Annotated in this window: 23 protein-coding genes and 1 pseudogene; 9 read left to right on the forward strand and 15 right to left on the reverse strand. The window is 70.4% G+C overall.

Features of this window, described 5'->3' with window-relative positions:
- Nucleotides 1-7: 7 nt before the first annotated feature.
- Together ligD and ESP57_RS05405 are read left to right on the forward strand one after the other, a co-directional pair.
- Entirely contained in the window at nucleotides 8-1,243 is a 1,236-nt protein-coding gene (ligD, locus tag ESP57_RS05400) for a non-homologous end-joining DNA ligase (RefSeq protein WP_129230788.1), read from the forward strand.
- A complete protein-coding gene (locus ESP57_RS05405) occupies nucleotides 1,240-2,085 on the forward strand; it encodes an aminoglycoside phosphotransferase family protein (RefSeq protein WP_207904480.1) in 846 nt (281 codons plus the stop codon). The genes ligD and ESP57_RS05405 overlap by 4 nt, the downstream gene beginning before the upstream one ends.
- 17 nt (nucleotides 2,086-2,102) lie before the next feature.
- On the opposite strand, the gene ESP57_RS05410 is transcribed toward ESP57_RS05405, so the two are convergent.
- The 12 genes and pseudogenes from ESP57_RS05410 to ESP57_RS05460 form a co-directional block, all read right to left on the reverse strand.
- Nucleotides 2,103-3,791 carry a cell wall-binding repeat-containing protein gene (locus ESP57_RS05410; protein ID WP_129230789.1) on the reverse strand — a complete coding sequence of 563 codons (1,689 nt, stop codon included), beginning with the start codon at nucleotides 3,789-3,791 and terminating at the stop codon, nucleotides 2,103-2,105.
- 111 nt (nucleotides 3,792-3,902) lie between these two features.
- Entirely contained in the window at nucleotides 3,903-5,096 is a 1,194-nt protein-coding gene (gene menC / locus ESP57_RS05415) for an o-succinylbenzoate synthase (RefSeq protein WP_129230790.1), read from the reverse strand.
- Entirely contained in the window at nucleotides 5,093-5,905 is an 813-nt protein-coding gene (locus tag ESP57_RS05420; protein ID WP_129230791.1) for a hypothetical protein, read from the reverse strand. The genes menC and ESP57_RS05420 overlap by 4 nt, the downstream gene beginning before the upstream one ends.
- A gap of 117 nt (nucleotides 5,906-6,022) precedes the next feature.
- Nucleotides 6,023-6,970, reverse strand: coding sequence for a factor-independent urate hydroxylase (pucL, locus tag ESP57_RS05425; RefSeq protein ID WP_129230792.1), 948 nt, complete (start codon nucleotides 6,968-6,970; stop codon nucleotides 6,023-6,025).
- Between the two features lie 3 nt (nucleotides 6,971-6,973).
- Nucleotides 6,974-7,315, reverse strand: a complete 342-nt coding sequence (gene uraH / locus ESP57_RS05430; protein WP_115957053.1) for a hydroxyisourate hydrolase — start codon at nucleotides 7,313-7,315, stop codon at nucleotides 6,974-6,976.
- Nucleotides 7,312-7,809 (reverse strand): 2-oxo-4-hydroxy-4-carboxy-5-ureidoimidazoline decarboxylase, encoded by a 498-nt coding sequence (gene uraD, locus ESP57_RS05435; RefSeq protein WP_129230793.1) that lies wholly within the window; start codon nucleotides 7,807-7,809, stop codon nucleotides 7,312-7,314. The genes uraH and uraD overlap by 4 nt, the downstream gene beginning before the upstream one ends.
- A 100-nt stretch (nucleotides 7,810-7,909) precedes the next feature.
- Nucleotides 7,910-8,416, reverse strand: coding sequence for a thioredoxin-dependent thiol peroxidase (gene bcp, locus ESP57_RS05440; RefSeq protein WP_129230794.1), 507 nt, complete (start codon nucleotides 8,414-8,416; stop codon nucleotides 7,910-7,912).
- Nucleotides 8,417-8,433: 17 nt separating this feature from the next.
- The gene (gene allB, locus ESP57_RS05445; protein ID WP_243648428.1) at nucleotides 8,434-9,750 is read right to left on the reverse strand and encodes an allantoinase AllB; all 1,317 of its coding nucleotides are present in this window, start codon (nucleotides 9,748-9,750) and stop codon (nucleotides 8,434-8,436) included.
- 60 nt (nucleotides 9,751-9,810) lie between these two features.
- Nucleotides 9,811-10,950 (reverse strand): annotated as a pseudogene (locus tag ESP57_RS18675) (glycerate kinase); the annotation flags it as partial.
- 1 nt (nucleotide 10,951) lies between these two features.
- Nucleotides 10,952-12,748 (reverse strand): glyoxylate carboligase, encoded by a 1,797-nt coding sequence (gcl, locus tag ESP57_RS05450; RefSeq protein ID WP_129230795.1) that lies wholly within the window; start codon nucleotides 12,746-12,748, stop codon nucleotides 10,952-10,954.
- Nucleotides 12,749-12,777: 29 nt separating this feature from the next.
- Nucleotides 12,778-13,656, reverse strand: a complete 879-nt coding sequence (locus tag ESP57_RS05455; protein ID WP_056010333.1) for a 2-hydroxy-3-oxopropionate reductase — start codon at nucleotides 13,654-13,656, stop codon at nucleotides 12,778-12,780.
- A 41-nt stretch (nucleotides 13,657-13,697) separates the two neighbouring features.
- Nucleotides 13,698-14,507 (reverse strand): hydroxypyruvate isomerase family protein, encoded by an 810-nt coding sequence (locus ESP57_RS05460; protein ID WP_129230796.1) that lies wholly within the window; start codon nucleotides 14,505-14,507, stop codon nucleotides 13,698-13,700.
- A 321-nt stretch (nucleotides 14,508-14,828) separates the two neighbouring features.
- On the opposite strand from ESP57_RS05460, the gene ESP57_RS05465 reads away from it, so the two are divergent.
- On the forward strand, nucleotides 14,829-15,131 hold the full coding sequence (locus tag ESP57_RS05465; protein WP_129230797.1) for a hypothetical protein: 303 nt from the start codon (nucleotides 14,829-14,831) through the stop codon (nucleotides 15,129-15,131).
- A 187-nt stretch (nucleotides 15,132-15,318) separates the two neighbouring features.
- A complete protein-coding gene (locus tag ESP57_RS05470) occupies nucleotides 15,319-15,849 on the forward strand; it encodes a hypothetical protein (RefSeq protein WP_129230798.1) in 531 nt (176 codons plus the stop codon).
- A 32-nt stretch (nucleotides 15,850-15,881) separates the two neighbouring features.
- Here the strand turns inward: ESP57_RS05470 and ESP57_RS05475 are convergent, their stop codons facing one another.
- From ESP57_RS05475 to aceB, 3 genes are read right to left on the reverse strand one after another with little or no spacing between them, the layout of a single operon-like run.
- Nucleotides 15,882-16,694, reverse strand: a complete 813-nt coding sequence (locus tag ESP57_RS05475; RefSeq protein ID WP_056010342.1) for a bifunctional allantoicase/(S)-ureidoglycine aminohydrolase — start codon at nucleotides 16,692-16,694, stop codon at nucleotides 15,882-15,884.
- A 40-nt stretch (nucleotides 16,695-16,734) separates the two neighbouring features.
- Nucleotides 16,735-18,000 carry a DUF6986 family protein gene (locus tag ESP57_RS05480; protein WP_129230799.1) on the reverse strand — a complete coding sequence of 422 codons (1,266 nt, stop codon included), beginning with the start codon at nucleotides 17,998-18,000 and terminating at the stop codon, nucleotides 16,735-16,737.
- Nucleotides 17,997-19,604, reverse strand: a complete 1,608-nt coding sequence (aceB, locus tag ESP57_RS05485; RefSeq protein ID WP_129230800.1) for a malate synthase A — start codon at nucleotides 19,602-19,604, stop codon at nucleotides 17,997-17,999. Before aceB ends, ESP57_RS05480 begins: the two co-directional genes overlap by 4 nt.
- Before the next feature lie 226 nt (nucleotides 19,605-19,830).
- Between aceB and ESP57_RS05490 the strand changes: the two genes are divergently transcribed.
- The 5 genes from ESP57_RS05490 (at nucleotide 19,831) to ESP57_RS18685 (ending at nucleotide 26,268) form a co-directional block, all read left to right on the forward strand.
- Nucleotides 19,831-20,586 carry an IclR family transcriptional regulator gene (locus tag ESP57_RS05490; RefSeq protein WP_056010348.1) on the forward strand — a complete coding sequence of 252 codons (756 nt, stop codon included), beginning with the start codon at nucleotides 19,831-19,833 and terminating at the stop codon, nucleotides 20,584-20,586.
- 163 nt (nucleotides 20,587-20,749) lie between these two features.
- Nucleotides 20,750-22,201: a xanthine dehydrogenase small subunit gene (locus ESP57_RS05495; protein WP_207904481.1), complete on the forward strand. Its 1,452-nt coding sequence runs from the start codon at nucleotides 20,750-20,752 to the stop codon at nucleotides 22,199-22,201.
- Nucleotides 22,198-24,651 (forward strand): xanthine dehydrogenase molybdopterin binding subunit, encoded by a 2,454-nt coding sequence (gene xdhB / locus ESP57_RS05500; RefSeq protein ID WP_129230801.1) that lies wholly within the window; start codon nucleotides 22,198-22,200, stop codon nucleotides 24,649-24,651. Before ESP57_RS05495 ends, xdhB begins: the two co-directional genes overlap by 4 nt.
- A 13-nt stretch (nucleotides 24,652-24,664) precedes the next feature.
- Nucleotides 24,665-25,516, forward strand: a complete 852-nt coding sequence (gene xdhC, locus ESP57_RS18680; protein ID WP_129230802.1) for a xanthine dehydrogenase accessory protein XdhC — start codon at nucleotides 24,665-24,667, stop codon at nucleotides 25,514-25,516.
- Nucleotides 25,513-26,268 (forward strand): SDR family oxidoreductase, encoded by a 756-nt coding sequence (locus ESP57_RS18685; protein WP_129230803.1) that lies wholly within the window; start codon nucleotides 25,513-25,515, stop codon nucleotides 26,266-26,268. The genes xdhC and ESP57_RS18685 overlap by 4 nt, the downstream gene beginning before the upstream one ends.
- The last annotated feature ends 2 nt before the right edge of the window (nucleotides 26,269-26,270 follow it).

The following is a 26,270-nucleotide window of genomic DNA, read 5'->3' on the forward strand; positions in this document are numbered from 1 at the left end:
GGAGAGCGTGAGCCCCAAGGCGTCGACGGCCGAGGTGCTGCAGATCGACGACCGAGAGGTGCGCATCAGCAGCCCCGACAAGGTCGTGTTCCCCGAGCCCGGCCTGACGAAGCTCGACGTCGTGCGCTACTACCTCGCCGTCGCCGAGGGAGCACTGCGCGGTGCCGGCGGGCGCCCGATGGTGCTGAAGCGCTTCGTGAAGGGCATCGACCAGGAGGCCTTCTTCCAGAAGCGCGCCCCCGAGAAACGGCCCGACTGGATCGAGACCGCGACCCTGCACTACGCGTCGGGCAACTCGGCCGAGGAGGTCGTGATCCGCGACGCCGCAGCCCTCGCCTGGGTCGTGAACCTCGGATGCCTCGACCTGAACCCCCACCCGGTTCGGGCCGAAGACCTCGACCACCCCGACGAGTTGCGGGTCGACCTCGACCCGATGCCGGGCGTCGAGTGGGCGCAGATCGTCGACGTCGCGATGGTCGCGCGTGAGGTGCTCGCCGATCACGGGCTCGTCGGCTGGCCGAAGACCTCGGGCTCCCGCGGCCTGCACATCAACGTGCGCATCGAGCCGAGATGGGACTATCGCGAGGTGCGGCTCGCCGCCGAGACCCTCGCTCGCGAGGTCGAGAACCGGGCACCGGGCATGGCCTCGGCGAGGTGGTGGAAGGAGGAGCGCGGCGAGAGCGTCTTCGTCGACTTCAACCAGAACGCGAAGGACCGCACCGTGGCCTCGGCGTACTCCATCCGGCCCCTGCCCGACGCGCGCGTCTCGACGCCCCTCGACTGGGGCGAGGTGCGCGGCAGCCACCCCGAGCGGTTCACCGTGGCGACCGTGCTCGAGCGCTTCGCCGACCGCGGAGACCCGGCGGCCGGCATCGACGACGCCGTCGGCAGCCTCGATCGCCTCCTCGCCCTCGCCGAGGAGCTCGGCCCGGCCGAGAAGCCGCCCAAGTCCTCCGACGGCTCGGGGCGACGCGCCTCGACGATGCCGCTCATCGAGATCGCCCGTGCCGAGACCAAGCCGGAGGCGCTCGAGGGCCTCGAGCGTTGGAAGGCGCGGCATTCGGCGGTCGCTGCGCACCTGCACCCCGCCGACGTGCTCGTCGACGGCATGCGCGGCAGCTCCTCGCTCTGGTACCGCATCCGGGTGAACCTGCAGCACGTGCCCGAAGAGCTGCGGCCCGAGCAGGAACCGCTCGAGATCGACTACGACCCGTGGGCCGGCAAGGAGTGGAATCGCCTGTGAGCGACCTCGGCCCGGTGAACCCCGGATTCGCCGGCGATGCCGCATGGCTGCGGCACTGGCGCCTGCGCCCCGACGGCGACCCGGTGACGACGCCCTCGAGCCGCCTCATCCCCGTGCAGACGAGCGACGGGTCGCCGGCGATGCTGAAGCTCGCGCACACCGACGAGGAGGAACGCGGCGCCGAGCTCCTCGTGGCACTCGACGGCCGCGGCGCCGCGAGGGTGCTCGCCCACAGCGATGAGGCCCTGCTCCTCGAACGCGCGACCGGAAACCGCGACCTCGTGCGCATGGTCGCCGATGGCCGCGACGACGAGGCCACCCGCACGATCTGCGCGGCCGCTGGCCGCATCCACGCGGCATCCGCTCTCGTGCTCGACCGCACCGACCCACCGGAGCTCGTCGACCTGCCGACGTGGTTCCGCGAGCTCTTCGCCGCGGCCGACGGGCTCGGCCCTCAGCACCGCCGCGGCGCCGACGTCGCAGCGGCACTCCTCGACGACCCGCGCGAGCCGGTCGTCCTGCACGGCGACCTGCACCACGGCAACGTGCTCGACTTCGGCGAACGCGGCTGGCTCGCGATCGACCCGAAGGGGCTCGTCGGCGAAGCCGGCTTCGACTACTGCAACCTGCTCTGCAACCCCTCGCCCGAGCGCGCCCTGCGCCCGGGCCGTCTCGAACGGCAGTTCGGCGTGGTCGTCGAGGCGAGCGGCATCGAACGGTCACGGCTGGCGAAGTGGCTCGTGGCGTGGTGCGCGCTGTCGTCGACCTGGTTCGCGCTCGACGACGATCCGGGGCGTGCCGGGTCGGCCGCGGCCATCGGCGAGCTCGCCCTCCTGCTGTAGCCGAAGAGCTCAGCCGTTCAGCACCAAGCCAGTTCCTCAACGCCGGCACCCAGCACCGCCGGCCCGCCGACGAGCTCGACGAGGAACGCGTCGAGCTCGACCATCGCATCGAGCGTGGCGCGTGGAACGCAGTAGCCCGGCGTCAGGAACAACGGCGAACCGCTGATCCCCGCGATCGGCGCTGCCGCCAGAGCATCGGCGAAACCCTCACCCGAGGCCAGGAAGGCGCGTCCGGTGTAGGCGGAGGGCGCACGCGAGATGAAGTTGGAAGCGATCAGTCGGCTCGTCTCATACCGGTCAGCTCCTGCGTACCGGCTTGCCGTTCGTCCCGGAATGGATTGCAGGGCATCGAAGACCGCAGGCGTAATCGCCGCCGATCCTCCAGCCACCTCGAAGTGGTCGATTCCGAGTTGGTCGAAGGTGTCCCGCGTCGACTCGCCGACTCCGCCTGCGGCACCGTCGACGAGGATCAGCGGGATGTCGACGCGGCTCGCGTCCGACGCTGCGCTGAGGGCGTCCGCGAAGCCATGACCGGTCGCCAGCCAAGCGCTGACTTCGTCGGGTCCCCCGTCGAACGCGTCAACCGCGAGTTTCAGAGAAGTGTCGTAGCGATCGGTGCCGGCGACCCGACGCACGTCGTAGCCCCGGCCCGAGAGCGTATCGATCATGGTCTGCGAGACGACCGCAGGCCCACCGGCGACGATGATCTCATCCGGTTGAAGCCGACTCAGTTCTGCCAGCACCACATCCGGGACATGGTCGGGTGCCGTCAGGAGGAGCGGTCCACCGCGATGCGCGGCGGCCGGAGCGGCGCTGAGCGCGTCGGCCCACGCCGCACCGCTCGCGAGGTAGACCGCGGGCACGCCTCGATCGAATGCACCCGAGGAGATACCGACAGCGGTTGCGTAGCGGTTCTCTCCAGCCGTGCGCTTCACGTCGAACGAGAAGTAGTCGAGCTCGCCGTCAATTCCTGCGACCGCCCCACCGGCGGTCAACTCCACGGGTTGTGCTTCGTCCAGATATCTGGCGCCCGTGTAGAACTCGGATGGGAACATGCGGGTCTGATCGTTGCTGTTACCCCCGGAATGACCGAAGCGAACGGCATACGAGCCAGCTGGCAGCGAGTGGATCGAGTACGGGCCGGCGAAGTCACGCGAGTCACCGGCGATGTACTCGTACCGGCCAGTCGCCGGGTCGAGCAGGTAGGCCTGAGCGGTGAGACCGTAGACGAGGCCGACTTGTGGATACTGGATCGCGCCGCTGATCGCGCCGCCCTCGGCGATCTTGACCGTGAGCCCCGTGACCGGGCTCGTGCCGCTCACCGTGATTTCTGAGGCGTGCCACCGGAAGGGCGTGTCCCCGAACCACGACCCGGCCCATGGTGAGGGGTCCGGCGTCGGCACCGGGCTGATGAAGAGGGTGTACACCCCCGGCTCCGGTGCGGTAATCGAGAAATCGGGTCCGCGGAACTGCTTGTACGCGATGGATTCGTCCTCCGCGCTGCTGAGCCTGACGCCGAAGTCGTAGTACCGCAGTATGTGGGTCGCAGAAGCCTCGGCGACGAGGCTCCCACTGATCGTGAGGTCGTCGACGGCCGCCACCGCCGCCACCGGAGCGTGCGCCAGCGGCACCACCACCGCCGCGACCAATGCGGCGACGACTGTTCGGGTGAGCATTCGGCCGCGGAGCGGGTGCCACTGCGGCATCGGGCGTTCCTTCACGGTAGAGCCGTGGGCCGGAATACCGGACGGCAGTTTGCAATCGTGAGGAGATACTACGGCACGAAATGGTCGTGCTACGGTCGCCGGGTGCGTTGGTCAGCGCGCGAGCACGACGGGCGGTGCGCTCGCCCACTGCCGCACGAGGTCGTCGCGCACGGTGACGCCCGTGCCCGGGCCATCCGGAACCCGGAGCTGCCCCCGATGCTCGCCCTCGCCGAGCACGAACGGCTCAGTGACGTCGTCGGCGTAGTAGCGCGACGATGCCGAGGTGTCGCCCGGCAGCACGAAGCCCGGCAGCGCCGCGAGTGCCACGTTCGCCGCACGGCCGATGCCGGTCTCGAGCATGCCGCCGCACCACACCGGCACGTCGAGCGCGCGGCAGGCGTCGTGCACCCGCAGCGCCTCGAGGTAGCCGCCCATGCGCCCGGGCTTGATGTTGACGACCGAGGTCGCCCCGCGCTCGATCGCGTCGACCGCGGTCGCGGCGTCGAGGATCGACTCGTCGAGGCAGACCGGCGTCTCGCACGCGCTCGCGAGCAGTGCGTGGGTCGCGATGTCCTCTTCGGCGAACGGCTGCTCGATGAGCAGCAGCCCGAACGGGTCGAGGCTCGCGAGCAGCGGGATGTCGTCGGCGGTGTACGCCGTGTTCGCGTCGACCTGCAGCAGGCCGCCGGGCCCCATGAGCTCGCGGACCGCGGCGACGGGCACGAGGTCCCACCCGGGCTTGATCTTCAGCTTGATGCGCCGGTATCCCTGCTCGAGGTAGCCGGTCACCTCGTCGAGCAGCTCCTCGAGCGTCGGGGCGATTCCCACCGAGACGCCGCAGTCGACCCAGTCGCGCACCGCGCCGAACGCGGCGCCCATCGACCGCCCCTGCGCCCGCAGCTCGGCGTCGAGCACGGCCGCCTCGATCGCCCCCTTCGCCATGCGGTGACCGGCGACGAATGCGAGCGCGGGCCCGACGGATGCTGCGAGCGGCACGCCGGCCGATCGGTCGCCGTCAGCCGGGGCGGGATGCGAGGCACCGACGGCGTGCGCGGCCAGCAGCGCCGGCGCGAGGTAGCGCTCGATGACGGATGCCGCTCCGCCGACGTACTCGGCCGAGTAGAACGGATCGCGGCCGGCGACGCACTCGCCCCAGCCGTCGCCCGCATCGGTGCGCACTCGCACGAGCAGCGCTTCGCGCACGGTCTCCCGGCCGAAGCTCGTCTCGAAGGGACGCACGAGCGGCACTTCGATGCGATGCAACTCGATCGCCTCGATGCGCGGAGTCACGGTCGTGGGTGTCATTCGGTCTCCCGGTCGGGGTCGTCGTTCGTGAACACGTAGTCGCCCGCGGCGTCGAGCTCGGGCCGCAGCGCACGGCCGGCGAGCGCGGCGAAGGCCTCTCGCGAACGCTCGCGGAGGCGGGCGGCGTCGGCCGGGGCATCCGCTCGCAGTCGCTCGAAGTCGGCGTCGAGCGCGAGGCCGCCCTCGGCCGACCACGCGGGCTGCGGCCGCCTGGCGAGCGCGCGTGCGGTGCGAGAGGAATCGAGCCGCCAGCGCACCTCGAAGCGGTCGCTTCGGTCGGCGCCCGTGATCCGGTCGCCGAGCCTGCCGTAGAAGTCGGGACGATAGGCCACGACCTCGGCGCCGAGCCGGACGAGGTTCATGTGCGCATTGCGGCGGATGAGCGGATCGTAGGTCCACCGGATCTCGTCGATGCCGTGCTCGAGGCAGATCGCGCGCTGGCGGAGCTTCAAGGCGAGACCGATGCCACCTCCCCGCGCGGCGGGATCGACGGCGTTCATGTGCGAATGCAGGTGGACGCCGCCGGCCCAGCCGAGGAATCCGAGGGCGGCGCCGAGGATTCCGGCGCCTTCCACGTGCTCATGCGGCACGGCGACGAGCAGGGTGCCTCCGGCGTGCGCGATGGCCTGCAGCATCGAGCGATCAGGTCCGCGCCCCTCACCCCAGGTCGCCTCGAAGCGCGCGAGCACGCCGTCGAGTTCGTCAGCGGTCGCCTGACGCGTCACGACCCCGGCGCGTGCGTCGGCGGCATCCGCGATCGAGCGCGCCGCGGGCCACCTGGTCGCGGCCTGTGGTGGCGCCCCGCTCACGCGTGCCGACCTTCCGTCATGGCTCGACGCTAGCGCGGCGAACCGCAGCGCGTCGACAACGACGACGAAGGGCGGATGCCGCAGCATCCGCCCTTCGCTTGGTTCCGTCCGTCCGGATCAGCAGAAGCCGGCGATGCCCTCCCACGCGACGGGCGCGGGCGCGAGCCCGTCGCGCGTGACCGTCGCCTCGATGAGCCCGTAGGGCCGATCGGCGGCGTAGAACACCTCGTTGGGGTTGTCGAGCCCGAACGGGGCGAGGTCGACGACGAAGTGGTGCTTGTTCGGCATCGAGAAGCGGATCTCGCCGATCTCGGGGTGGCGTTCGAGCACCCGCCGCCCCATGTCGAAGAGCGTGGTCTGCAGCGCGGCGGAGTACTGCTCGGTGAAGGCCTCGAGCAGCAGTGCCCTGACGTTCTCGTAGACCGCGTTGTAGTCGACCTCGGGGCTCGTGTACCGCCAGCGGGCGGCGACGTCGGTTGCGAGGATGCGGTCGGCGGTCTCCTGCAGGGTCGTGTAGCGATCCTTCGGGTATCCCGCGAAGCCCGATTGCGTCGTCTTCAGCACCGTGAGCTCCTTGAGCCCGGCGATGACGTGACGGTCGGCGCCGTCGGCGACGACGACGGCCGTGCGGATCTCCTGGCCGGAACGCACGAACGAGTGGTCGTGCCCGGCACCGTGCGCCTCGATGCGCTGCCAGGCAAAGCTCTCGGCCTCCCAACGGCCGCCGCTCACCCAGTCGAACGAGCTCGTGAAGTGCTCGGCCAAGCGAAGCAGGAACGCCTCGGGCGAGCCGACCCCGTCGCGGGCGAAGGCGAAGATCGTGTTCTTCTGGGTGTCCGTCGCGACGACGTGGGAGTTGTCGCCCTCGAGGTGGGCCCTGGCGAAGTCCCCGCGCAGTTGCGAGGTGACGTTGAGATCCTCGATCTCGTGTCGGGCCGTGTCACGCGTGACTTTGACGACGCGGACCTCGGCTTTGCCGTACTGGTTCGCGCCGAGGATGATCCCGGAGTCGTCTGCGCTGTTCACGGTCGTGGTGGAGTCGTTGGCGATGAGTGTATCGGTCATGGTTCAGCTTCCTCGGTACGTCGAATAGGCGAAGGGGCTCAGCAGGAGCGGCACGTGGTAGTGCCGTCCCTCCTCGGCGACGAGGAAGGTGAGCAGCACTTCGGGGTAGAAGGTCTCGGTGTCGCGGGCCGCGAAATAGGCGCCGGTGTCGAACCGCAACCGGTACTCGCCGCTCGGCACCGAGCTCGCGGCGAGTCGCGTGGCCCGGCCGTCGGCGTCGGTCGTCCCGGTGCCGATGAGCCGCCACTCGTCGCCCTCTCGGGCGAGGAGTTCGACGGGCACGCCGGCGGCGGGCCGGCCGTGCACCGCGTCGAGCACGTGGGTGGTGATCTGCGAGATGCTCATTCGGCGAGGATTCCCTTCAGTCTGAGGATCGCGATCTCGCGGAGTTGCTCCGCGACGATCTCGTCTTCCTCGTCGGGCGTATGCCCGAGCCGTTCGTTCAGCGTGTCGAGGATCTCCCCGGCGCTGCGCCCTGCGGCGCGGATGAGGAACACCCGGCCGAACCGGCGCTCGTACTCGCGGTTGCCCTCGGCGAGCGCGTGCTGCACCTCGACGTCGCTCGGGTCGAGCCCGGATTGCTCGGCTCGGCTGAGCTCCGCCTCGCGATGATCACCGCGTGCGCGATCCCCGATGCGCGGATGATGCGCGAGCGCGCCCTCGATCTCGTCGGGTGTGAACGGCGTCGCCGCGGACTCGGCCGCGGCGACGACCTCGTCGACGGAAGCGTACGGCCGCCCGTCGACGATCGCGTCGCCCCAGCGGCCGATGTCGACGCAGGGGCGGAGCGCGGCGATCGCCGCTCGGCGATCGGCTCCATTGAATACTTCAAGCAGCATTGCTTGATCCACTCTCTGATTCTGCTGGCATCCACGGTGTATGGAAATATGAATCGAATGATTTCATATCGTGGAACTGTTATTTCAGCATGCGGCAATTCTACTGAACGGTGACCGACGAGACAAGCCTCGGCAGGCCGAGCCGCTCACGAAGTCGCGCGACGTGACCGTCGGCCTGCACGTTGTACTCGACCGAGACGACGCGCCCCTCGGCGTCGACGACGACGGTGGAGCGGATGAGTCCGTCGAACGTGCGGCCGTCGACGGTCTTCTGGCCCCACGCACCCCAGGCCCTCGCGATCGCGGCATCCTCGTCGGACAGCAGCGGGAAGCTCAGCGCCTCGGCCGCCGCGAACTGCGCGAGCCGCTCGACCGGGTCGGGCGAGATGCCGAGCACGTCGTACCCGGCCGACTGCAAGGACGCGAGGTTGTCGCGGAAGTCGCAGGCCTCCGTCGTGCAGCCGGGGGTGAACGCCGCCGGGTAGAAGTACACGATCACGGGCCGGCCGCGGTGCTCCGCGAGAGTACGGCGCGAACCGGTCGCGTCGGTGAGCGTGAAGTCCGGCGCGATCTGGCCCGGTTCGAGTTCGTCTGAGGAGTTGATCATGTCGTGCTCTGTTCCCTTCATGAGTTCTTCCGAAGCATCCGGCCCTGCGCCCGCTCGCGATCGACGGGCGTACCGGCGAGATAGGTGCTGCGCACCACTCCCGTCAGTTCGCGCCCGTCGTACGGCGTCACGGGGTGCCGATGTTCGAGCGCCGCGGCGTCGACGGTGAAGACCGCCTCGGGGGCGAACACCGCGAAGTCGGCCGAGGCGCCGACTGCGATGCGCCCCTTCGTCGTGAGGCCGACCCGCTCGGCGGGCCGTGCGGACATCCAGTCCACGACCTGTTCGAGACGGATGCCGCGGGCTCGCGCTTCGGTCCAGATGAGCGGCAGTCCGAGCTGCAGCGAGGCGATGCCGCCCCAGGCGACCTCGAAGTCGCCGTCGCCCGCGTACTTTAGCTCGGGCGTCGACGGCGAGTGATCCGAGACGATGAAGTCGATCACGCCGTCGACGAGACCGATCCAGAGCGCGTCGCGGTTCGACGCCTCGCGAATCGGCGGGCAGCACTTGAAGGCCGTCGCTCCCGCCGCCACGTCTTCGGCGAACAACGCGAGGTAGTGCGGGCACGTCTCGACGCTGAGGTCGACGCCCGCGGCCCTCGCCTCGGCGATCTGCCGGAGCGAGTCCGCCGAGCTCAGGTGCAGCACGTGCGCACGGACCCCGGTGCGCGCCGCCCGCTCGATCACCTGTGCGATCGCGGTGTCCTCGGCTTCGTGGGGACGCGACGCGAGGAAGTCGAGGTAACTCGGGCCGCCCTTGTGCGGTGCGCCGTCGATGACGTGCTCGTCTTCGGCGTGCACGACGAGCATCGAGCCGGCGGCCGCGATGCGGCGCATCGCGACCTCCATCTCGTCGGCCGAGATGTGGGGGAACTCGTCGACGCCCGAGGGCAGCAGGAACGACTTGAAACCGAACACGCCTTCGGCGACGAGCGGCTCGATCTCGTCGGCGTTTCCCGGCACGACGCCGCCCCAGAACCCGACGTCGACGAAGAGCTGTCCGGCCGTCGCCGCACGCTTCTCGTCGAGCGCCGCGACCGAGATCGTCGGCGGAATGCTGTTCAGCGGCATGTCGATGATCGTCGTGACGCCCCCGGCGGCCGCGGAACGGGTCGCCGAGGCGAACCCCTCCCACTCGGTGCGACCGGGCTCGTTGACGTGCACGTGCGTGTCGACGAGTCCGGGGATCAGTACCTCGTCGGGGGCGAGCCGGTCGGTCTCGGCGCTCGCGAGGCCGGTGCCCAACGGCACGATCGCGGCGATCGCGCCATCACGGATTCCGATCTCGGCCGGGATGAAGGCACCGTCGACGAGCACGCGCTCTCCGAGCAGCACGCGGTCGTAGGGAGCGGGCGCCCCGGAACCGGCATCGACACCGACCTCGGCATGGACTTCGGCGGCGATCTGCGCGCCGAGCGAGGCGGCGACCCGCTCGAGGAGCGGGGCGGCCATGGCGATGCTGCGCCCCGAATCGGGCTCGACCTCGGCGAGCGAGCGCACGCCCGCGAATCCGGCCGCGGCGAGGTCGCCGGCAGAGAGCGTCGTCCGCCCGCACACGGCGTAGACCGGCAGCCCGGCAGCAGCCGCTGCGCGCGCGACGCCGATGGGCGTCTTGCCGCCGAGGCTCTGCTCGTCGAGGCTGCCCTCCCCCGTGATCACGGCGTCGGCCCCGCGCAATGCGTCGGCGAGACCTGCGAACTCGAGCACAACGTCGATGCCGGGGCGCCGATGCGCACCGAGCACCGCGATGGCGGCGAAGCCGACCCCTCCCGCTGCGCCTGAGCCGGGAGCGAGCGCCGCGTCGTCGACGCGGCCCGGCCTGCCCGCCTCCGCCGACGCGTGAGCGAGCTCGAGGGCGAACCGGGTGAGCGCGTCGTCGAGGATCCACACCTGGGCGACGGTCGCGCCCTTCTGCGGTCCGAACACGGCGGCGGCCCCATCGGAGCCGAGCAAGGGGTTGTCGACGTCGCTCGCGAGCACGATCTCGGCCTCGGCGAGGCGGGGGTCGAGGCCCGAGAGGTCGACGGTCGAGAGCCGCGCGAGCGCGGCGCCGCCGAGGGGCAGCTCGGCGCCCGCGGCATCCGCGAATCGCGCCCCGAGCCCCTGCAGGAGTCCGGCTCCCCCATCGGTCGACGCACTACCGCCGATGCCGAGCACGATCTCCCGGCAACCGGCGTCGAGCGCGGCGCGCACGAGCTGGCCGGTGCCGAGGCTCGTTGCGCCGAGGGCGTCGGGCACGCCGCCGGGCAGCAGGTCGAGCCCCGAGGCCCGCGCCATCTCGATGACGGCGTGACTGCCGCGCACGGCGAAGGCCGCAGCGACCGGTTCCCCCGTCGGGCCCGCGACCTCCGCCGTGCGCAACTCGTAGCCCGCGGCGACCGCGGCATCGAGCGTTCCCTCGCCGCCGTCGGCGACCGGCACCGACACCACCTCGACGTCGGGAGCGACCGAGCGCAGCCCCGCGGCGACGTGGAACGCCACCGCGGGCGCGGTCAGCGACCCCTTGAACTTGTCGGGAGCGACGACGATGCGCATCTCAGACCTTCGCGAGCGACAGGATCGCCGTGGGGGCGTCGTCGGGCGACGCTGCGAGCTCTTCGAACTCGTTGACGCCGTCGATCTGGACGCCCATCGAGATGTTCGTGATGCGCTCGAGGATCACCTCGACGACCACGGGCACCTGGTGCTCGGCCATGAGCGCGCCCGCTTCCGCGAATGCGGCGCCGAGGTCGTCGGGCCGCTCGACGCGGATGGCCTTGCAGCCGAGGCCCTCGGCGACCTTCACGTGGTCGACGCCGTAGCCGTTCGCGCTGCTGCCCTCGACATGCGGCGTGTTGATGTTGTCGAACGCGAGTGAGACGTGCGCCTCCATCTCGAAGCCGCGCTGCGATTGGCGGATGAGTCCGAGGTAGCTGTTGTTCACGACGACGTGGATGTACGGCAGCTTGTGCTGCGCACCGACGGCGAGCTCCTCGATCATGAACTGGAAGTCGTAGTCGCCCGAGAGCGCGACGACCGTCTCACCCGGCTTGCCGCGTACGACGCCGAGGGCGGCGGGCCCGGTCCAGCCGAGCGGGCCGGCCTGGCCGGCGTTGATCCACTTCCGCGGGCCGAACACGTGCAGCATCTGCGCACCCGCGATCTGCGAGAGGCCGATCGTGGTCACGTAGGTGGTGTCGGGGCCGAACGCCCGGTTCATCTCCTCGTAGACGCGCTGCGGCTTGATCGGCACGTTGTCGAAGTGGGTCTTGCGGTGCAGGGTCGCCTTGCGGGCACGGCAGTCGCCCGCCCACGCCGAGTAGTCGGGCAGGGCGCCCGCCGTGGCACGCTCACGCGCAACAGCGATCATCGCATCGAGTGCCGCAGCAGCATCCGACACGATGCCGTAGTCGGGTGCGAAGACCCGGCCGATCTGGGTGGGCTCGATGTCGATGTGCACGAAGGTACGCCCCTTCGTGTACGTGTCCAACCCGCCGGTGTGGCGATTCGCCCAGCGGTTGCCGATGCCGATCACGAAGTCGCTCGCGAGCAGGCTCTCGTTGCCGTAGCGGTGCGAGGTCTGCAGGCCCACCATGCCCGCAGAGAGCGGGTGGTCGTCGGCGATCGCGCCCCAGCCCATGAGGGTCGGCACGACGGGCACGCCGAGGAGTTCGGCGAGCTCGACGAGGCGATCGGATGCCCCGGCGTTGATGATGCCGCCTCCGGCGACGATGAGCGGGCGCTCGCTCGCCGTCAGCAGGTCGAGGGCCTTCGCCGCCTGGGCGCGGGTCGCGGCCGGCTTGACGACGGGCAGGGGCTCGTACGTCTCGATGTCGAACTCGATCTCGGCCATCTGCACGTCGATCGGCAGGTCGATCAGCACGGGGCCTGGCCGACCCGAGCGCATGAGCTGGAACGCCTGCTGGAAGGCGCCGGGCACCTGAGCGGGCTCGAGCACGGTCATCGCCATCTTGGTGAGCGGCCTCGCGATGGCGTCGATGCCGACCGCCTGGAAGTCCTCCTTGTGGAGCTTCGCGACGGGCGCCTGGCCGGTGATGCAGAGGATCGGCACCGAATCCGCCTGTGCGGCGTAGAGTCCCGTGATCATGTCGGTGCCCGCGGGGCCGGAGGTGCCGATGCAGACGCCGATGTTGCCGTCGGCGGCACGGGTGTAGCCGTCGGCCATGTGCGAGGCGCCCTCGACATGGCGGGCGAGGGTGTGACGGATGCCGCCGTGGGCGCGCATCGCGGAATAGAACGGGTTGATGGCGGCGCCGGGGAGCCCGAAGGCCTCGGTCGCTCCCTCCTTCTCGAGGATGAGCACGGCCGCGTCAACGGTACGCATGCGAGTCATGATGTCTTCCTTGCGTCGGATGTGAAGAGTCAGTTGCGGCCGGAGGCGGCGGCGGTCAGCTTGAAGAGGCCCGAGTGGTCGAGGCCGCCGTCGCCCTGCTGCACGGTCGAGCCGACGAGCTGGGCGACGTGGGCACCGAGCGGGATCGTAATGCCGGCCTGCCGGGCCGCGGCGGTGATGATGCCCATGTCCTTGTTGTGGAGCGCGAGACGGAAGCCGGGGGCGAAGTCGCGGTTCAGCATCTTCTGGCCCTTCTGGTCGAGGACCTTCGAGCCGGCGAGCCCGCCGCCGAGCACCTTCAGGGCCGCGTCGGTGTCGACGCCGTACGCCTCGAGGAACAGGATCGCCTCGGCGAGCGCCTGGATATTGACGGCGACGATCAGCTGGTTGGCCGCCTTCACCGTCTGACCGGCGCCCGAGGGGCCGACGTGCACGATGGTCTTGCCGACGGCCTCGAGCACGGGCAGCGCGCTCGCGAAGTCGGCCTCGGTTCCGCCGACCATGATCGAGAGCACGGCGTCGATGGCGCCCTGCTCGCCGCCCGAGACGGGGGCGTCGACCACGCGGAGGCCGGCGGCGCGCGCCTCGTCGGCGAGCTCGGCGGCGACGTCGGGGCGGATGCTCGACGCGTCGATCCAGAGGGCATCGGCCTTCGCGTTGGCGAAGATGCCGTCGTCGCCGCGGACGGCGGCCGCGACATCCGGCGAGTCGGGCACCATCGTGATGATGACGTCGGCGGCCGCGACCGCCTCGGCGATGCTTCCGGCTCCGTGGCCACCGGCGGCGACGAGTTCGTCGATCCGATCCTGGCTGAGGTTGAAGCCGGTGACATGGTGGCCTGCGGCGACGAGGTTCTTGGCCATGGGCAGTCCCATGATGCCGAGGCCGATGACGGTGATGTTGCTCATGATGGATCCTTCGTTGGAGTCGAGTGTGGTTCCGCTGTGGTTCAGCGTGCGGCTTCGGCGGCGGGTGCCGACGCGAGCCAGTCGAATGCGGTCGCGATCGGGGCCTTGTACTCGAGGCCGATCGCACCGGAGTAGCCGAGCTCGTGGCTGCGGGCGATCCAGTCGTCGAGGGGGAGGTCGCCGGTGCCCGGCGCGCCGCGGCCTGGGTTATCGGCGATCTGGATGTGGCCGAAGTCGGCGGCGTGCGCCTCGATGACCGCGGCCACGTCGTCGCCGTTGACGGCGAGGTGGTAGAAGTCGGCGAGCAGCTTGACGTTGCGAGCGCCGGAAGCCTCGCGCACCGAGTCGATGACCTCGAGCACGTCGGCGGCGGTGCGCAACGGGTACCGCGGAGCACCGCTCACGGGCTCGAGCAGCACGGTGCCGCCGATCACGGCGACGGCCTCCGCAGCCGCGGCCAGGTTCTCGACCGCGACCCCGTCGTGCACCTCGGCGGAGACCCCGTCGATGCGGTTGCCGTAGAGGGCGTTGAACGCGCGGCATCCGAGTGCGTCGCCGATGCCCGCGACGACGGCGAGGTTGTCGCGGAACTCGCGGGAGCGGGCCGGCCATGACACGAGGCCGCGGTCGCCGCCCGGCATGTCGCCGGCGTTGAAGTTCAGTCCGGTGAGCTGCACGCCGGCGTCGCGCACGGCGGCGACGAAGGCGTCGACGTCACGGTCACTCGGAACCGACTCCGCGAACGGCCACCAGAACTCGACGGCGTCGAAGCCGGCCGCGCGTGCTGCAGCGGGCCGCTCGAGGAGGGGCAGCTCAGTGAGGAGGATCGAGCAGTTCACCGTGTACGTCATCGTGCTTCCTTCGGTGTTTTCGTAGTGCGGAAGATTCCTTCTGCTGTGTGAAAGTGTAAGCGAGCGGTTGGGCCGCGTCAACCGTTCGAATCGAGCGGACGCCGCGGCATCCGTTCGATCCGCTCGCCGGAGGGCGAAGGGAGCGTTGGCGGCGACGTGACTTGCTCCTGACGCCGGCCTGCGCTGCGCATTCCTCGGCGGCGCGGAGGCACGACGGAAGGGCGCACGCGCCGAACGCGATCAAAGCGGCGCCGAGTATCCGCTGCCGATTCGCGCGTTCGGATACGTTGGTCAGGATCACGATCCCAAGAGGAGCAGCTCATGACGACCGGTCCCAAAGCGATCATCATCGGGGCAGGGGCTCTCGCTGTTCTCGGGCTTGTTCTGGTCCTGCTCCCAGGACCGACCGCCACGTTCGGATGGTTCGCATACCAACCTGTGGGTGACTTCGGTTTCGTTGGCGGTGCCCCGTTCGTGCCGGCCTCCAAGCTCTGGGGCATGGGGATCCTCGCCATCGCGGCGGTCCTCGCCGCTTTCGTCGTGGGGTGGGTTCTTGGGAAGAGGCGGGGCCTCCAAGAGCCCGGGACCGGCTCGATCGACCGTGCACCCGACGTTTTGGCTTGATCCACACGGTGTAGCTGTGGGCATCAGGCCCCCGCGTCCACGACTACACTCACCACGGATCGCACACGCCCTCGGGGGCGAGCCCCAGCGGCCCGCGCAATCAAGATTCCAGGCCGGAACAAACCGAGGGGACCACCCAGTGATCACCATCCGCACCGCCACCGCAGCCGCCGCAGTCGTGCTCGCGATGACCATGCTCACCGGCTGTACTCCTGGGAACGTCTCGTTTCTTTCGGACACAGGCACGACCTCGCAGGCGGCGGCCACGGCGCCGCCTGCGCCGATGGAAGGGGACTCGGACGCGGACGGTGAGCTCTCCGAGTTCGAGAAGCAGGTGCTCGCGACGAACGCTCCTCGCGACATCACTCTCCACGATGGCACCGTCGTCGTCGTCACACCCGGACAGCCCCTCCCGCAGCCGGTCAACGACCAGATAGCCGCCGACGCGGCTCCTGGCGCGGCGCAGACACAGACGGCCGACGAGTTCGCGCCCATGGCGGGCGTACGAAGCATCCGCGAGGTCGCAAGCTCTTACGCGAACGAGCTGGGTCGCGTCGTCGTCATCGTCTACTGGGGCTTCGGTGTCTGGGGCACGATCTCCTCCGTCGACGAATCCGGCGGGACCGAGCTCGGGGGCGACAGCGACCGAGACGCGATGGTCGCCGCGGCTACTGCCTGGGCCGAATCGCACGACGCCTACGTTGTCGTCGTCGAGTAACGGCCTCAGGCGGAGAGGACCGCGCCCCTTGGCTACGTCAGGCGGATCTGACGGTTCACGTCCTTGTACAGTAGGTAGCGGAACGGCCCGGGGCCGCCCGCGTAGCAGGCCTGTGGGCAGAAGGCTCTGAGCCACATGAAGTCCCCGGCCTCGACCTCGACCCAGTCGTCGTTCAGCCGGTACACCGCCTTGCCCTCGAGCACGAAGAGCCCGTGCTCCATGACGTGCGTCTCCGCGAACGGGATCGAGCCACCGGGCTGGAACGTCACGATGTTGACGTGCATGTCGTGCGCGAGGTCGTCGGGATCGACGAAACGCGTGGTCGCCCAGGCGCCGTTCGTGCCGGGCATCTCGCGCGGCGCGACCTCCTGGTCGCTCGTGACGAACGACGCCGGCGGCGCGATGCCGTCGACGGCCTCGTACGCCTTGCGGATCCACTGGAAGCTCGTGATCGCCGCCCCCTCGTTCGCGAGCGACCACGACGCGCCGGCCGCGAGATAGGCGTAGCCGCCGGGCTCGAGCACGTGCCGCTCCCCCTCGAGCGTCACCACGAGCGCACCCGCCGTCACGAACACGACGCCTTCAACGCCCGCCTCGGCCTCGGGCCGTTCGGCGCCGCCGCCCGGTGCGATCTCGACGATCAACTGCGAGAACGTCGTCGCGAATCCTGCGATGGGCCGGGCGATGATCCACGATCGGGTCTTCGTGAACCCCGGCAGGTTGCTCGTGACGATGTCGCGCAGCACGCCCTTGGGGATGACCGTGTACGCCTCCTTCACGATCGCGCGGTCGGTCAGGAGCTCGGTCTGGGCCGGGAGACCGCCCTCGGGAGTGAAGTAGCTCATGCGTGTTCCTTGTCGTTCGGGGTGAGTGCGGCGCATCCGGTCATCGCGTCGCCAGCCTCGGGTGGGCGAGCAATGTCAGCGCCCGCCGGTCGATGCCGATGTCGGCGACGACCTCCGGTTCGCCGATCGCACCGCACTCGACGCCGCGCAGCACGACGTCGGCGAGCGCCCTCGCGGTGGCGGGCTCGTCGAGCACCGCACCCGGCGTGCGCTGGAGATAGTCGCGGAGCCGCGCGGATGCCTCGGGGTATCCCTCGCGGTAGAACGCGTAGTTCGCGAGGAACCGCGTGGGCAGCTGATGCGCGTGCAGGTCCCACCCCTGGTAGTAGCCGCGTTCGAGCGATCGGCGCACGAGGCGGGCATGCAGCGCCCAGGCCTCCTCGGCGCGGTCTCCGATGGGGAGGACGTTCGTCGACCCGTCGGAGAGGCGGATGCCGGTGCCCGCGACCGCGAGCTGCATGATGCCCTTCGCGAGGTCGGCGACGGGATGCTCCATCGATTGGTAGGCGGCGGCGATCTGCAGCGAGGCGCTGTAGTCGTAGGTGCCGTAGTGCAGCGAGCTGATGCGGCCTGGGGCGGCGAGCGGCAGCTGCGCGACGGGCGAGCGGCCGTCGGCGCCGAGCACGAGCTGCGGCGTCTCGACCTGCACCTCGAAGCGAAGTCGCCCCTCGGGCAGGCCGTGCGCGCGCTCGAGGCCTGCCGCGACATCCGCCATCGCCTCGACCTGCGCGACGGTCGACACCTTCGGCAGCGTCAGCACGAGGCCGTCGGGCAGCCCGCCGTGTTCGACCAAGGTGGTCACGAACAGGTCGAGCGTGCGGATGCCGCGTGCCCGCGTCGGCGCCTCGAAGCACTTGAAGCGGATGCCGATGAACGGCGGGGCGAAGCCGGCGCCGGCTGCGGCGACGACCCGTTTGGCCGCCCGCACCGCATCGGCGTCTTCGGCGTCGTCGCCGCGGTCGCCGTAGCCGTCTTCGAAGTCGATGCGCAGGTCTTCGATCGGCTCGCGTTCGAGCTTCTCGCGCACGCGCGGCGCCACGGTGGCCGCGATGCCGCTGTCGAGGCCCACCGCGGCCGCGATCGCCTCGAGTCCGCCGAACGCCTCGACGGCGGCGAGCGCATCCTGCCCCCACACCGCCGCCAGCTCGGGGGTGTACCGGTCAGCCGGCACGTACACCGTGTGCACGGGCTGGCGCGAGCCGTCGTCGCCGGGGTAGGCGGTGGCCAGCAGCTCGTCGGTGGCCTTCAGCCGTGCATCCACGCGCGCCAGGTCGGCGGCGGTGAGCGAGCCCGGTGATGCGCTCATCGTTCGGACTCGAGCAGCTCGTAGGCGGGCAGGGTCAGGAAGTCGACGTACTCCTCGGAGAGGCAGATGTCGGCGATGAGTTCGGCCGCCGGCTCGTAGTACCGGGCGAAGCGTTCGGGGTCGACCTCCCCGCGAAGCCGTTCGACCTCTTCGGCGAGCACCGTGCGCACGAGCTCGGGCGTGATCGCGCGATCGGTGTCGGCGAACACGACGCCGTTCCTGAGCTGCTGCCACACCTGCGAGCGGGAGATCTCGGCCGTCGCGGCATCCTCCATGAGGTTGTGGATCGCGACGGCGCCGTTGCCCGACAGCCACACCGCGGTGTAGGCGACTGCGACGTAGAGGTTGCCGTGCAGGCCGGCTTCGGTGACCTCGCCGTGCGCCGATGCGACGTCGAGGAGCTCGGCCGCGGTGACCTCGACCTCCGGACGCTGCTTCTCGAGTTGGTTCGGCCGATCGCCGAGCACGGCGTCGAACACCTCGCGGCAGACGGGCACGAGATCGGGGTGAGCGACCCATGAGCCGTCGAAGCCGTCGTTCGCCTCGCGGGTCTTGTCGGCGCGCACCTTCTCGAACGCCGCTCGCGTGACCTCGAGGTCGCTGCGGTTCGGCACGACGGCGGCCATGCCGCCCATCGCGAAGGCCCCTCGCCGATGGCAGGTCTTGACCAGCAGCTCGGTGTAGGCGCGCATGAACGGCGCCGTCATCACGACCGAGGCGCGGTCGGGCAGCACGAACTCGGGGCCCGCGTCGCGGAAGACCTTGATGAGACTGAAGAGGTAGTCCCAGCGCCCGGCGTTCAGGCCGGACGCGTGGTCGCGCAGCTCGTAGAGGATCTCGTCCATCTCGAACGCCGCGGGAATCGTCTCGATCAAGACGGTCGCCCGCACGGTGCCCTGTGGGATTCCGAGCTGCTCCTGCGCGAACACGAAGACCTCGTTCCAGAGGCGCGCCTCGAGGTGGCTCTCGAGCTTCGGCAGGTAGTAGTAGGGGCCGTGGCCGTTGTCGATCAGCAGCTGCGCCGTGTGGAAGAAGTGCAGGCCGAAGTCCACGAGCGCCGCCGAGCCCGGCACGCCGTCGACGAGCACGTTGTGCTCGGGCAGGTGCCAGCCGCGCGGGCGGGTCACGACCGTGGGCCGGCGCACATCGGTGCGGAGCGCGTAGACCTTGCCGGCCGGCGAGGTGAAGGCGAGCGTGCCGAGCGCGGCATCCCGCAGGTTCTTGACGCCGCCGACGACGTTGTTCCAGTGCGGGCTCGACGCGTCTTCGAGGTCGGCCAGCCAGACGCGTGCCTCGGAGTTCAGGGCGTTGATCGCCATCTTGGCCGGGGCCGCCGGCCCGGTCATCTCGACACGTCGGTCGAGCAGTGCATCGGGGGCGGATGCCACGCGCCAGTCGCCCTCGCGGATCGCCCGCGTCTCGGGCAGGAAGTCGAGCGTGCCCCCCGCGGCGATGCGATCGCGCCTCACCCGCCGCGCCTCGAGGAGCTCGTGCCGGCGTGCGTCGAACCGGTGGTGCAACGCCTCGACGAAGGCGAGGGCGCCATCCGAGAGGATCTCGTCGGCTCCGTCGATGGTCGAGGCTCGGGTGATCTCGATGGTCATGCTGCCACTCTCTCCTGCGACGAGACGTTCGTCAATCGAATTGTTTTCGCATCGTGGATGCAGATATCTGCACTCCGGAAACTCGATCCGAATGTACCACCACGGAGAACGGCGCGCTCGATTCATCCGTTCTCGCCCCGGATCGGTGCGGTATCTTGACTGCGAACGGTAGATTTTCCGCGATGCGGATTCCGATTGCCGCAACGATGGAACAGGAGTGCACCGGATGGCGGACAGCCCCACCGAAGGCGTCAAATCCGTGGCCCGGGTCTTCGACCTCCTCGAACTGATCGCCGATGCCGGCGGGGACGTCACGCTGAGCGAGTTGTCGACGATGGCCGGCCTGCCGCTCCCGACGATCCACCGGCTCCTCCGCACGCTCGTCTCACTCGGCTACGCGCGGCAGCTCGCGAACCGCCGCTACGCGCTCGGCCCGCGCCTCGTGCGCCTCGGCGAGGTCGCGAACCGCCAGTTCGGCCAGCTCGCGAAGCCGCAGTTGAAGGAGCTCGTCGAGCGACTCGGCGAGACCGCGAACCTCGCGACCCTCGACGGCGACCAGGTCATCTACGTCTCGCAAGCCCCATCGCCGCACGCGATGCGGATGTTCACCGAGGTGGGCCGCCGCTCCCACCTGCACAGCACCGGCGTCGGCAAGGCGATCCTCGCCCAGCTCGACGACGGCACCGTGCGCGAGATCATCGCGCGCACGGGCATGCCCAAGGCCACCGAGTACTCGATCGACACGATCGACGGGCTCATCGCCGACCTGAAGACGACCCGCGAGCGGGGGTACGCGATCGACGACGGCGAGCAGGAGGTCGGCGTGCGCTGCTACGCGATGACCGTGCCGGGCGCACCGGTGCCGACCGCCGTCTCGGTGTCAGGTCCCGTTGCCCGCGTCGGCGAGGATTTCGCCGAGCGGGCCATCCCGGTGCTCCGGGAGATCGTGCAGGAGATCGCGGACGTCACCTCGGCGGCCTGAGCCGTAATATCCACTCTGCGGAATGTTGATTCCAAATTTTTGGGGATTTTCGGTCGCGGCGCGGTAGTATCGAGTGTCTGCCCCGGGCAGACGCGGCGCGAGGTGGGGCCATCGGGGCCCCGGTGCCATGGCGTCCATGCGGGCGCCGAACCGAGGAGATCCCATGGACGAGATCACCATGACGGTCAACGGGCGGCAACGCCCGCTGCAGGGCGCGACCGCCCACACGACGGCCCTCGACTGGCTGCGCGACACCGGCCTCTCGGGCAGCAAGGAAGGCTGCGCCGAAGGCGAGTGCGGGGCGTGCGCGATGCTGGTCGCGACACCGGACGACAACGGGGGCACCTCGTGGACGGCTGTGAACGCGTGCCTGGTTCCGGCCGCCGCGCTGAACGGCCAGGAGATCGTGACCGCCGAAGGCCTCGGTTCGCCGGATGAGCTCCACCCCGTGCAGGAGAAGCTCGCAGAGGCCGGCGGTTCGCAGTGCGGATACTGCACCCCGGGCTTCGCGTGCAGCATGGCGGGCGAGTACTACCGCGCCGACCGAGCCCCCGCGGCCGCCGGCGATGAGGTCTGCGAGGAGCACGGCCCGAACGGCTTCGACCTGCACGCCCTGAGCGGCAACCTGTGCCGCTGCACGGGCTACCGCCCGATCCGCGATGCGGCCTACACGCTCGGCTCCCCCGAGGCCGACGACGAACTGGCCGCCCGGCGCAGCCGGCCGGCCCCGGCACCCATGCCGACCGACTTCTCGAGCGGTGGCGGCCGATTCATCCGCCCCGCCTCGCTCTCCGAAGCGCTCGACCTCCTCCACGACGAGCCCACGGCCCTGCTCCTCGCGGGGTCGACCGACCTCGGCGTCGAGGTGAACCTGCGCGGGCGCCGCGCCCCGCTCGTCGTCGCGATCGAGCAGCTGCCCGAGCTGCGCACGCTCGAGATCGGCGAGGAGTTCATCGAGATCGGCGCGGCCCTGCCGCTGTCCGAGGTCGAACGACGACTCGACGGCCAGGTGCCGCTCCTCGCCCAGCTCTTCCCGCAGTTCGCCTCACGGCTCATCCGCAACCGCGGCACCTTCGGCGGCAACCTCGGCACCGGCTCCCCCATCGGCGACACTCCGCCGGCGCTGCTCGCACTCGGCGCGCGCCTCGTGCTGGCCTCGGCCGGCGGTGAGCGCGAGGTCGACCTCGCCGACTACTTCACCGGGTACCGGCAGACGATCCGCGGCGCCGACGAACTCATCCGCGCGATCCGCATCCCGCTGCCGCTGGCGCGCGTGACCGCCTTCCACAAGATCGCGAAGCGCCGCTTCGACGACATCTCGAGCGTCGCGCTCGGCTTCGCGCTCGACATCGAGGGGGGCGTCGTGACGGCCGCCCGCATCGGGCTCGGCGGCGTCGCCGCCACCCCGCTTCGCGCCTACGCCACCGAGGCGGCGCTCGTGGGCCGGCCGTGGAACGTCGCGACCGTGCGCGCCGCGTCGGCGGTACTCCAGTCCGAGGGCACGCCGATGTCCGACCACCGGGCCTCGAGCGAGTACCGATCGCTCATGCTCGGCAGCTCGTTGTTGAAGCTGTACAGCAGCACGGTCATCGAGTCGAAGGAGGTCTCGGCATGAGCGCACTCGCCGATCGCCCCGCGAACCCCGTCGTCGGCCTGCGCGCCGTGCACGAGAGCGCCGCCCTGCACGTCACGGGCGCCGCGATGTACACCGACGACCTCGCCGCGCACACCGCCGGTGTGCTCACGGCCTGGCCCGTGCAGTCGACGAATGCGCATGCGCGCGTCACGGTCGACGTGGCACCGGCGTACGACGTGCCCGGCGTCGTACGCGTGCTCACGGCCGACGACGTGCCCGGCATCAACGACGCCGGCATCAAGCACGACGAACCGCTCTTCCCGAGCGAGGCGATGTTCTACGGGCACGCACTCGTGTGGGTGCTCGGCGAGACTCAAGAGGCGGCGCGGCTCGGAGCCGAGGCCGTAAAGGTCGACTACGAAGCGCTCCCCTCCTACATCACGGTGTCCGAGGCCATCGCCGCGGAGTCGTATCAGGGCATCGCCCGCACGGTGGAACGGGGCGACGCCGCGGCCGCGCTCGCGGGCGCACCGCGCGTCTTCGAGGGCGTCACGGAGTTCGGAGGGCAGGAGCACTTCTACCTCGAGACGCACGCCTCGCTCGCGATCCTCGACTCCGAGGGGCAGTACTTCGTGCAGTGCTCGACGCAGCACCCGTCCGAGACACAGGAGATCGTCGCGCACGTGCTCGGCATCTCGTCGAGCCAGGTCACCGTGCAGTCCCTTCGCATGGGCGGCGCCTTCGGTGGAAAGGAGATGCAGCCCCACGGCTTCGCCGCGATCGCCGCGCTCGGCGCGAAGCTCACGGGCCGGCCGGTGCGACTTCGCCTGAACCGCACGCAGGACATCACGATGACCGGCAAGCGCCACCCGTTCCAGATCAGCTGGAAGGCCGGATTCACCGAAGACGGACTCATCCAGGCGCTCGACGCCACGCTGACCGCCGACGGCGGCTGGAGCATCGACCTCTCCGAGCCGGTGCTCGGCCGGGCGCTGTGCCACATCGACAACGCCTACTGGATCCCCAACGTGCACGCGTACGGCCGCATCGCGAAGACGAACAAGACCTCGCAGACCGCCTTCCGCGGCTTCGGCGGCCCGCAGGGCGTCTTCCTCATCGAGGACATCCTCGGCCGGGTCGCGCCGGTGCTCGGCATCGACCCGGCGGAGATCCGCCGGAAGAACATGTACCGGCCGGGGCAGAGCACCCCCTACGGGCAGCTCGTGAAGGACGCCGATCGCCTCGAGGCGATCTGGCAGCGCCTCGTCGACGAGAGCGACTTCGACGAGCGCCGCGCCGAGATCGCCGCGTTCAACGCCGCCAGCGTCGACACGAAGCGCGCGCTCGCGATCACGCCCGTGAAGTTCGGCATCTCGTTCAACTTCGCCGCCTTCAACCAGGCCGGCGCCCTCGTGCACGTCTACAAGGACGGCTCGGTGCTCATCAACCACGGCGGCACCGAGATGGGCCAGGGGCTGCACACGAAGATGCTGCAGGTCGCGGCGACCGCCCTCGGGCTGCGTCTCGACCAGGTCAGGCTCGCCCCCACGCGCACCGACAAGGTGCCGAACACCTCCGCGACCGCGGCATCCTCAGGCGCCGACCTGAACGGCGGCGCCGTCAAGAACGCGTGCGAGCAGATCCGCGAACGCATGGCGAAGGTCGCCGGCCGGCTCCTCGGCGTCGACGAGCGGGATGTCCGCTTCGAGGGCGGTCTCATCACGGGCCTCGGCAAGTTCGACGAGAGCCTCACGTTCGCCGAGGTCGCGAACGCGGCATACCTGCAGCGCGTGCAGCTCTGGGCCGCCGGCTACTACCGAACCGAGGGGCTGCACTGGAACCCCGACCTGATGAAGGGCTCCCCCTTCAAGTACTTCGCCTACGGCTGCGCCGCGACGGAGGTCGAGGTCGACGGATTCACGGGCGCCTACCGGGTGCGCCGGGTCGACATCGTGCACGACGTCGGGGACTCCCTGTCGCCGATGCTCGACATCGGGCAGATCGAGGGCGCCTACGTGCAGGGCGTCGGGTGGCTCACCCTCGAGGAGCTCCGCTGGGACGAGACGGACGGGCCGAATCGCGGCCGACTGCTGACCCAGTCCGCGAGCACCTACAAGCTGCCGAGCTTCTCGGAGATGCCCGAGGAGTTCAACGTGCGACTCTTCGAGAACGCCCGCGAAGACGGTGCCGTCTACGGTTCGAAGGCCGTCGGCGAACCCCCGTTCATGCTCGCGTTCAGCGCCCGCGAGGCGATCCGGGAGGCGGTCGGCGAGTTCGCGCCCGCCGGTCACAGCGTCGAGCTCGGGTCGCCGGCGACCCCCGAGGCGGTCTACTGGGCGATCGAGGCGGCGCGGTCGGCAGGGTCGGCGTCGGTCGCCGCGACGTCACCGGCAGCGGATGCCTCGGCCGAGCACGACCCGACGGGTGCTTCGGCCGGCTCCGCACCGGCCGGCGCCGACGTGCCCGCGCTGGCGACCACCGAGGCCTGAGCGGGCCCGCCCGATGGACTGGCTCGACGCACTGCAGCGGCTCCGGGAGGAGCGGACGCCCGCGGTCATCGTCACGCTCGCGATCGTGCGGGGTCACGCTCCCCGCAACGGCGGCGCGAAGATGGTGGTCGCACCCGACCGGGTCTTCGGGACCGTCGGAGGCGGCAACCTCGAGGCGACCGCGATCAAGCGTGCTCGTGAACTGCTCGCGAGCGGCGGTGCCGAGCCCGAGCTGCTCACCCTGAAGCTCAGCGACAAGGCCACGACCGAGTACGGCGTGCAATGCTGCGGAGGAGAGGTCACGCTCATGCTCGAACCCGTTCGGGTCGTCCCGTCCGTCGCGATCTTCGGCATGGGGCACGTCGGCCTCGAGCTGGCCCGGATCCTCGCCCGCCAGGAGCTCGCCCTGCACCTCGTCGACTCGCGCGCCGAGATGCTCGCGCCAGCACGACTCGGCGCGCCCGGCGAGTCGGGCGTGCTCGCCGACGCCGTCGCCGAGGTGCACGTGCACCACGAGCCCGTGCCCGAGGCCGGCCTCGCGGCGCTCCCTCCGGGCGCGCACGTGCTCATCATGACCCACGACCACATCGAGGACCTCGCGGTCACCGACACCGCGCTGCGCCGAGGGGACCTCGGCTCGATCGGGCTCATCGGCTCGCGTTCGAAGTGGGCGCGGTTCCAGGTGAAGCTCGCGGAGCTCGGGCACGACGAGCACGACCTCGCCCGGGTGACGACCCCGATCGGCGTGCCCGAAGTGGGCGGCAAGGCGCCGGCGACCATCGCGGTGAGCGTCGCCGCCAAGATCCTGCAGCTCATCGAGGAGTCGCAGGCCGCCGAGGCTCAGCCACCGGAGACCGCGGCGTGAACGCCGAGCGCGCCGAGACGCCGCTCCGGTCCGTCATCGTCACGGGCGCCGGAACGGGCATCGGACGGGCGACCGCCCAGGCGCTCCTCGCGGCCGGCTTCGCGGTGACGCTCGCCGGTCGGCGGCGGAGACCGCTCGAGGATGCCGCGTCCGACGACTCGGGCGCGAGGCATCCGAATGCCCTCGTCGCCCCGGTCGATGTCACCGACGCGTCGGCGGTCGACGCGCTGGTGGCCGCCCACGTGCTCCGGTTCGGTCGACTCGACGTGCTCGTGAACAACGCCGGCGTGCCGGGCCCCGCCGCGGATGTCGGCGAGTTGACGCTCGACGACTGGTCGGCGACCCTCGCGGTCAACGTGACCGGCGCGGTGCTCGCGGCCGGAGCGGCGTTCCGCCAGATGGCGACGCAGCGCCCCATGGGCGGGCGCATCCTCAACAACGGATCCATCGCCGCGCAATCACCGCGACCTCGCTCGGTCGCCTACACGACGACGAAGCACGCGATCGCCGGGCTCTCGAAGTCGATCGAGCTCGACGGCCGAGCGTACGGCATCACCTGTACGCAGCTCGACGTAGGCAACGCGCGCACCGGGCTGCTCGATGACGTCATCGGTGGCCCGGACGTCGAGCCGACGATGGACGTCGCGGTCGTCGCCGGGCTCATCGTGCACCTCGCGGGTCTGCCCGCCGAGGCGAGCGTGCCGCAGCTGACCGCCACGGCTGCCGGCATGCCGTTCATCGGCCGAGGCTGAGC

The organism is Agromyces fucosus (genome assembly GCF_004134865.1).
GTDB classification, from domain to species: domain Bacteria; phylum Actinomycetota; class Actinomycetes; order Actinomycetales; family Microbacteriaceae; genus Agromyces; species Agromyces fucosus.

Excerpts from the sequence above, each read along its gene's own strand:
- ESP57_RS05410 (WP_129230789.1), bottom strand. The coding sequence starts at position 3,791 with ATGCCGCAGTGGCACCCGCTCCGCGGCCGAATGCTCACCCGAACAGTC.
- menC (WP_129230790.1), bottom strand. The coding sequence starts at position 5,096 with ATGACACCCACGACCGTGACTCCGCGCATCGAGGCGATCGAGTTGCAT.
- pucL (WP_129230792.1), bottom strand. The coding sequence starts at position 6,970 with ATGACCGATACACTCATCGCCAACGACTCCACCACGACCGTGAACAGC.
- uraH (WP_115957053.1), bottom strand. The coding sequence starts at position 7,315 with ATGAGCATCTCGCAGATCACCACCCACGTGCTCGACGCGGTGCACGGC.
- uraD (WP_129230793.1), bottom strand. The coding sequence starts at position 7,809 with ATGCTGCTTGAAGTATTCAATGGAGCCGATCGCCGAGCGGCGATCGCC.
- bcp (WP_129230794.1), bottom strand. The coding sequence starts at position 8,416 with ATGATCAACTCCTCAGACGAACTCGAACCGGGCCAGATCGCGCCGGAC.
- gcl (WP_129230795.1), bottom strand. The coding sequence starts at position 12,748 with ATGACTCGCATGCGTACCGTTGACGCGGCCGTGCTCATCCTCGAGAAG.
- ESP57_RS05455 (WP_056010333.1), bottom strand. The coding sequence starts at position 13,656 with ATGAGCAACATCACCGTCATCGGCCTCGGCATCATGGGACTGCCCATG.
- ESP57_RS05460 (WP_129230796.1), bottom strand. The coding sequence starts at position 14,507 with ATGACGTACACGGTGAACTGCTCGATCCTCCTCACTGAGCTGCCCCTC.
- ESP57_RS05465 (WP_129230797.1), top strand. The coding sequence starts at position 14,829 with ATGACGACCGGTCCCAAAGCGATCATCATCGGGGCAGGGGCTCTCGCT.
- ESP57_RS05470 (WP_129230798.1), top strand. The coding sequence starts at position 15,319 with ATGACCATGCTCACCGGCTGTACTCCTGGGAACGTCTCGTTTCTTTCG.
- ESP57_RS05475 (WP_056010342.1), bottom strand. The coding sequence starts at position 16,694 with ATGAGCTACTTCACTCCCGAGGGCGGTCTCCCGGCCCAGACCGAGCTC.
- ESP57_RS05480 (WP_129230799.1), bottom strand. The coding sequence starts at position 18,000 with ATGAGCGCATCACCGGGCTCGCTCACCGCCGCCGACCTGGCGCGCGTG.
- aceB (WP_129230800.1), bottom strand. The coding sequence starts at position 19,604 with ATGACCATCGAGATCACCCGAGCCTCGACCATCGACGGAGCCGACGAG.
- ESP57_RS05490 (WP_056010348.1), top strand. The coding sequence starts at position 19,831 with ATGGCGGACAGCCCCACCGAAGGCGTCAAATCCGTGGCCCGGGTCTTC.
- ESP57_RS05495 (WP_207904481.1), top strand. The coding sequence starts at position 20,750 with ATGGACGAGATCACCATGACGGTCAACGGGCGGCAACGCCCGCTGCAG.
- xdhB (WP_129230801.1), top strand. The coding sequence starts at position 22,198 with ATGAGCGCACTCGCCGATCGCCCCGCGAACCCCGTCGTCGGCCTGCGC.
- xdhC (WP_129230802.1), top strand. The coding sequence starts at position 24,665 with ATGGACTGGCTCGACGCACTGCAGCGGCTCCGGGAGGAGCGGACGCCC.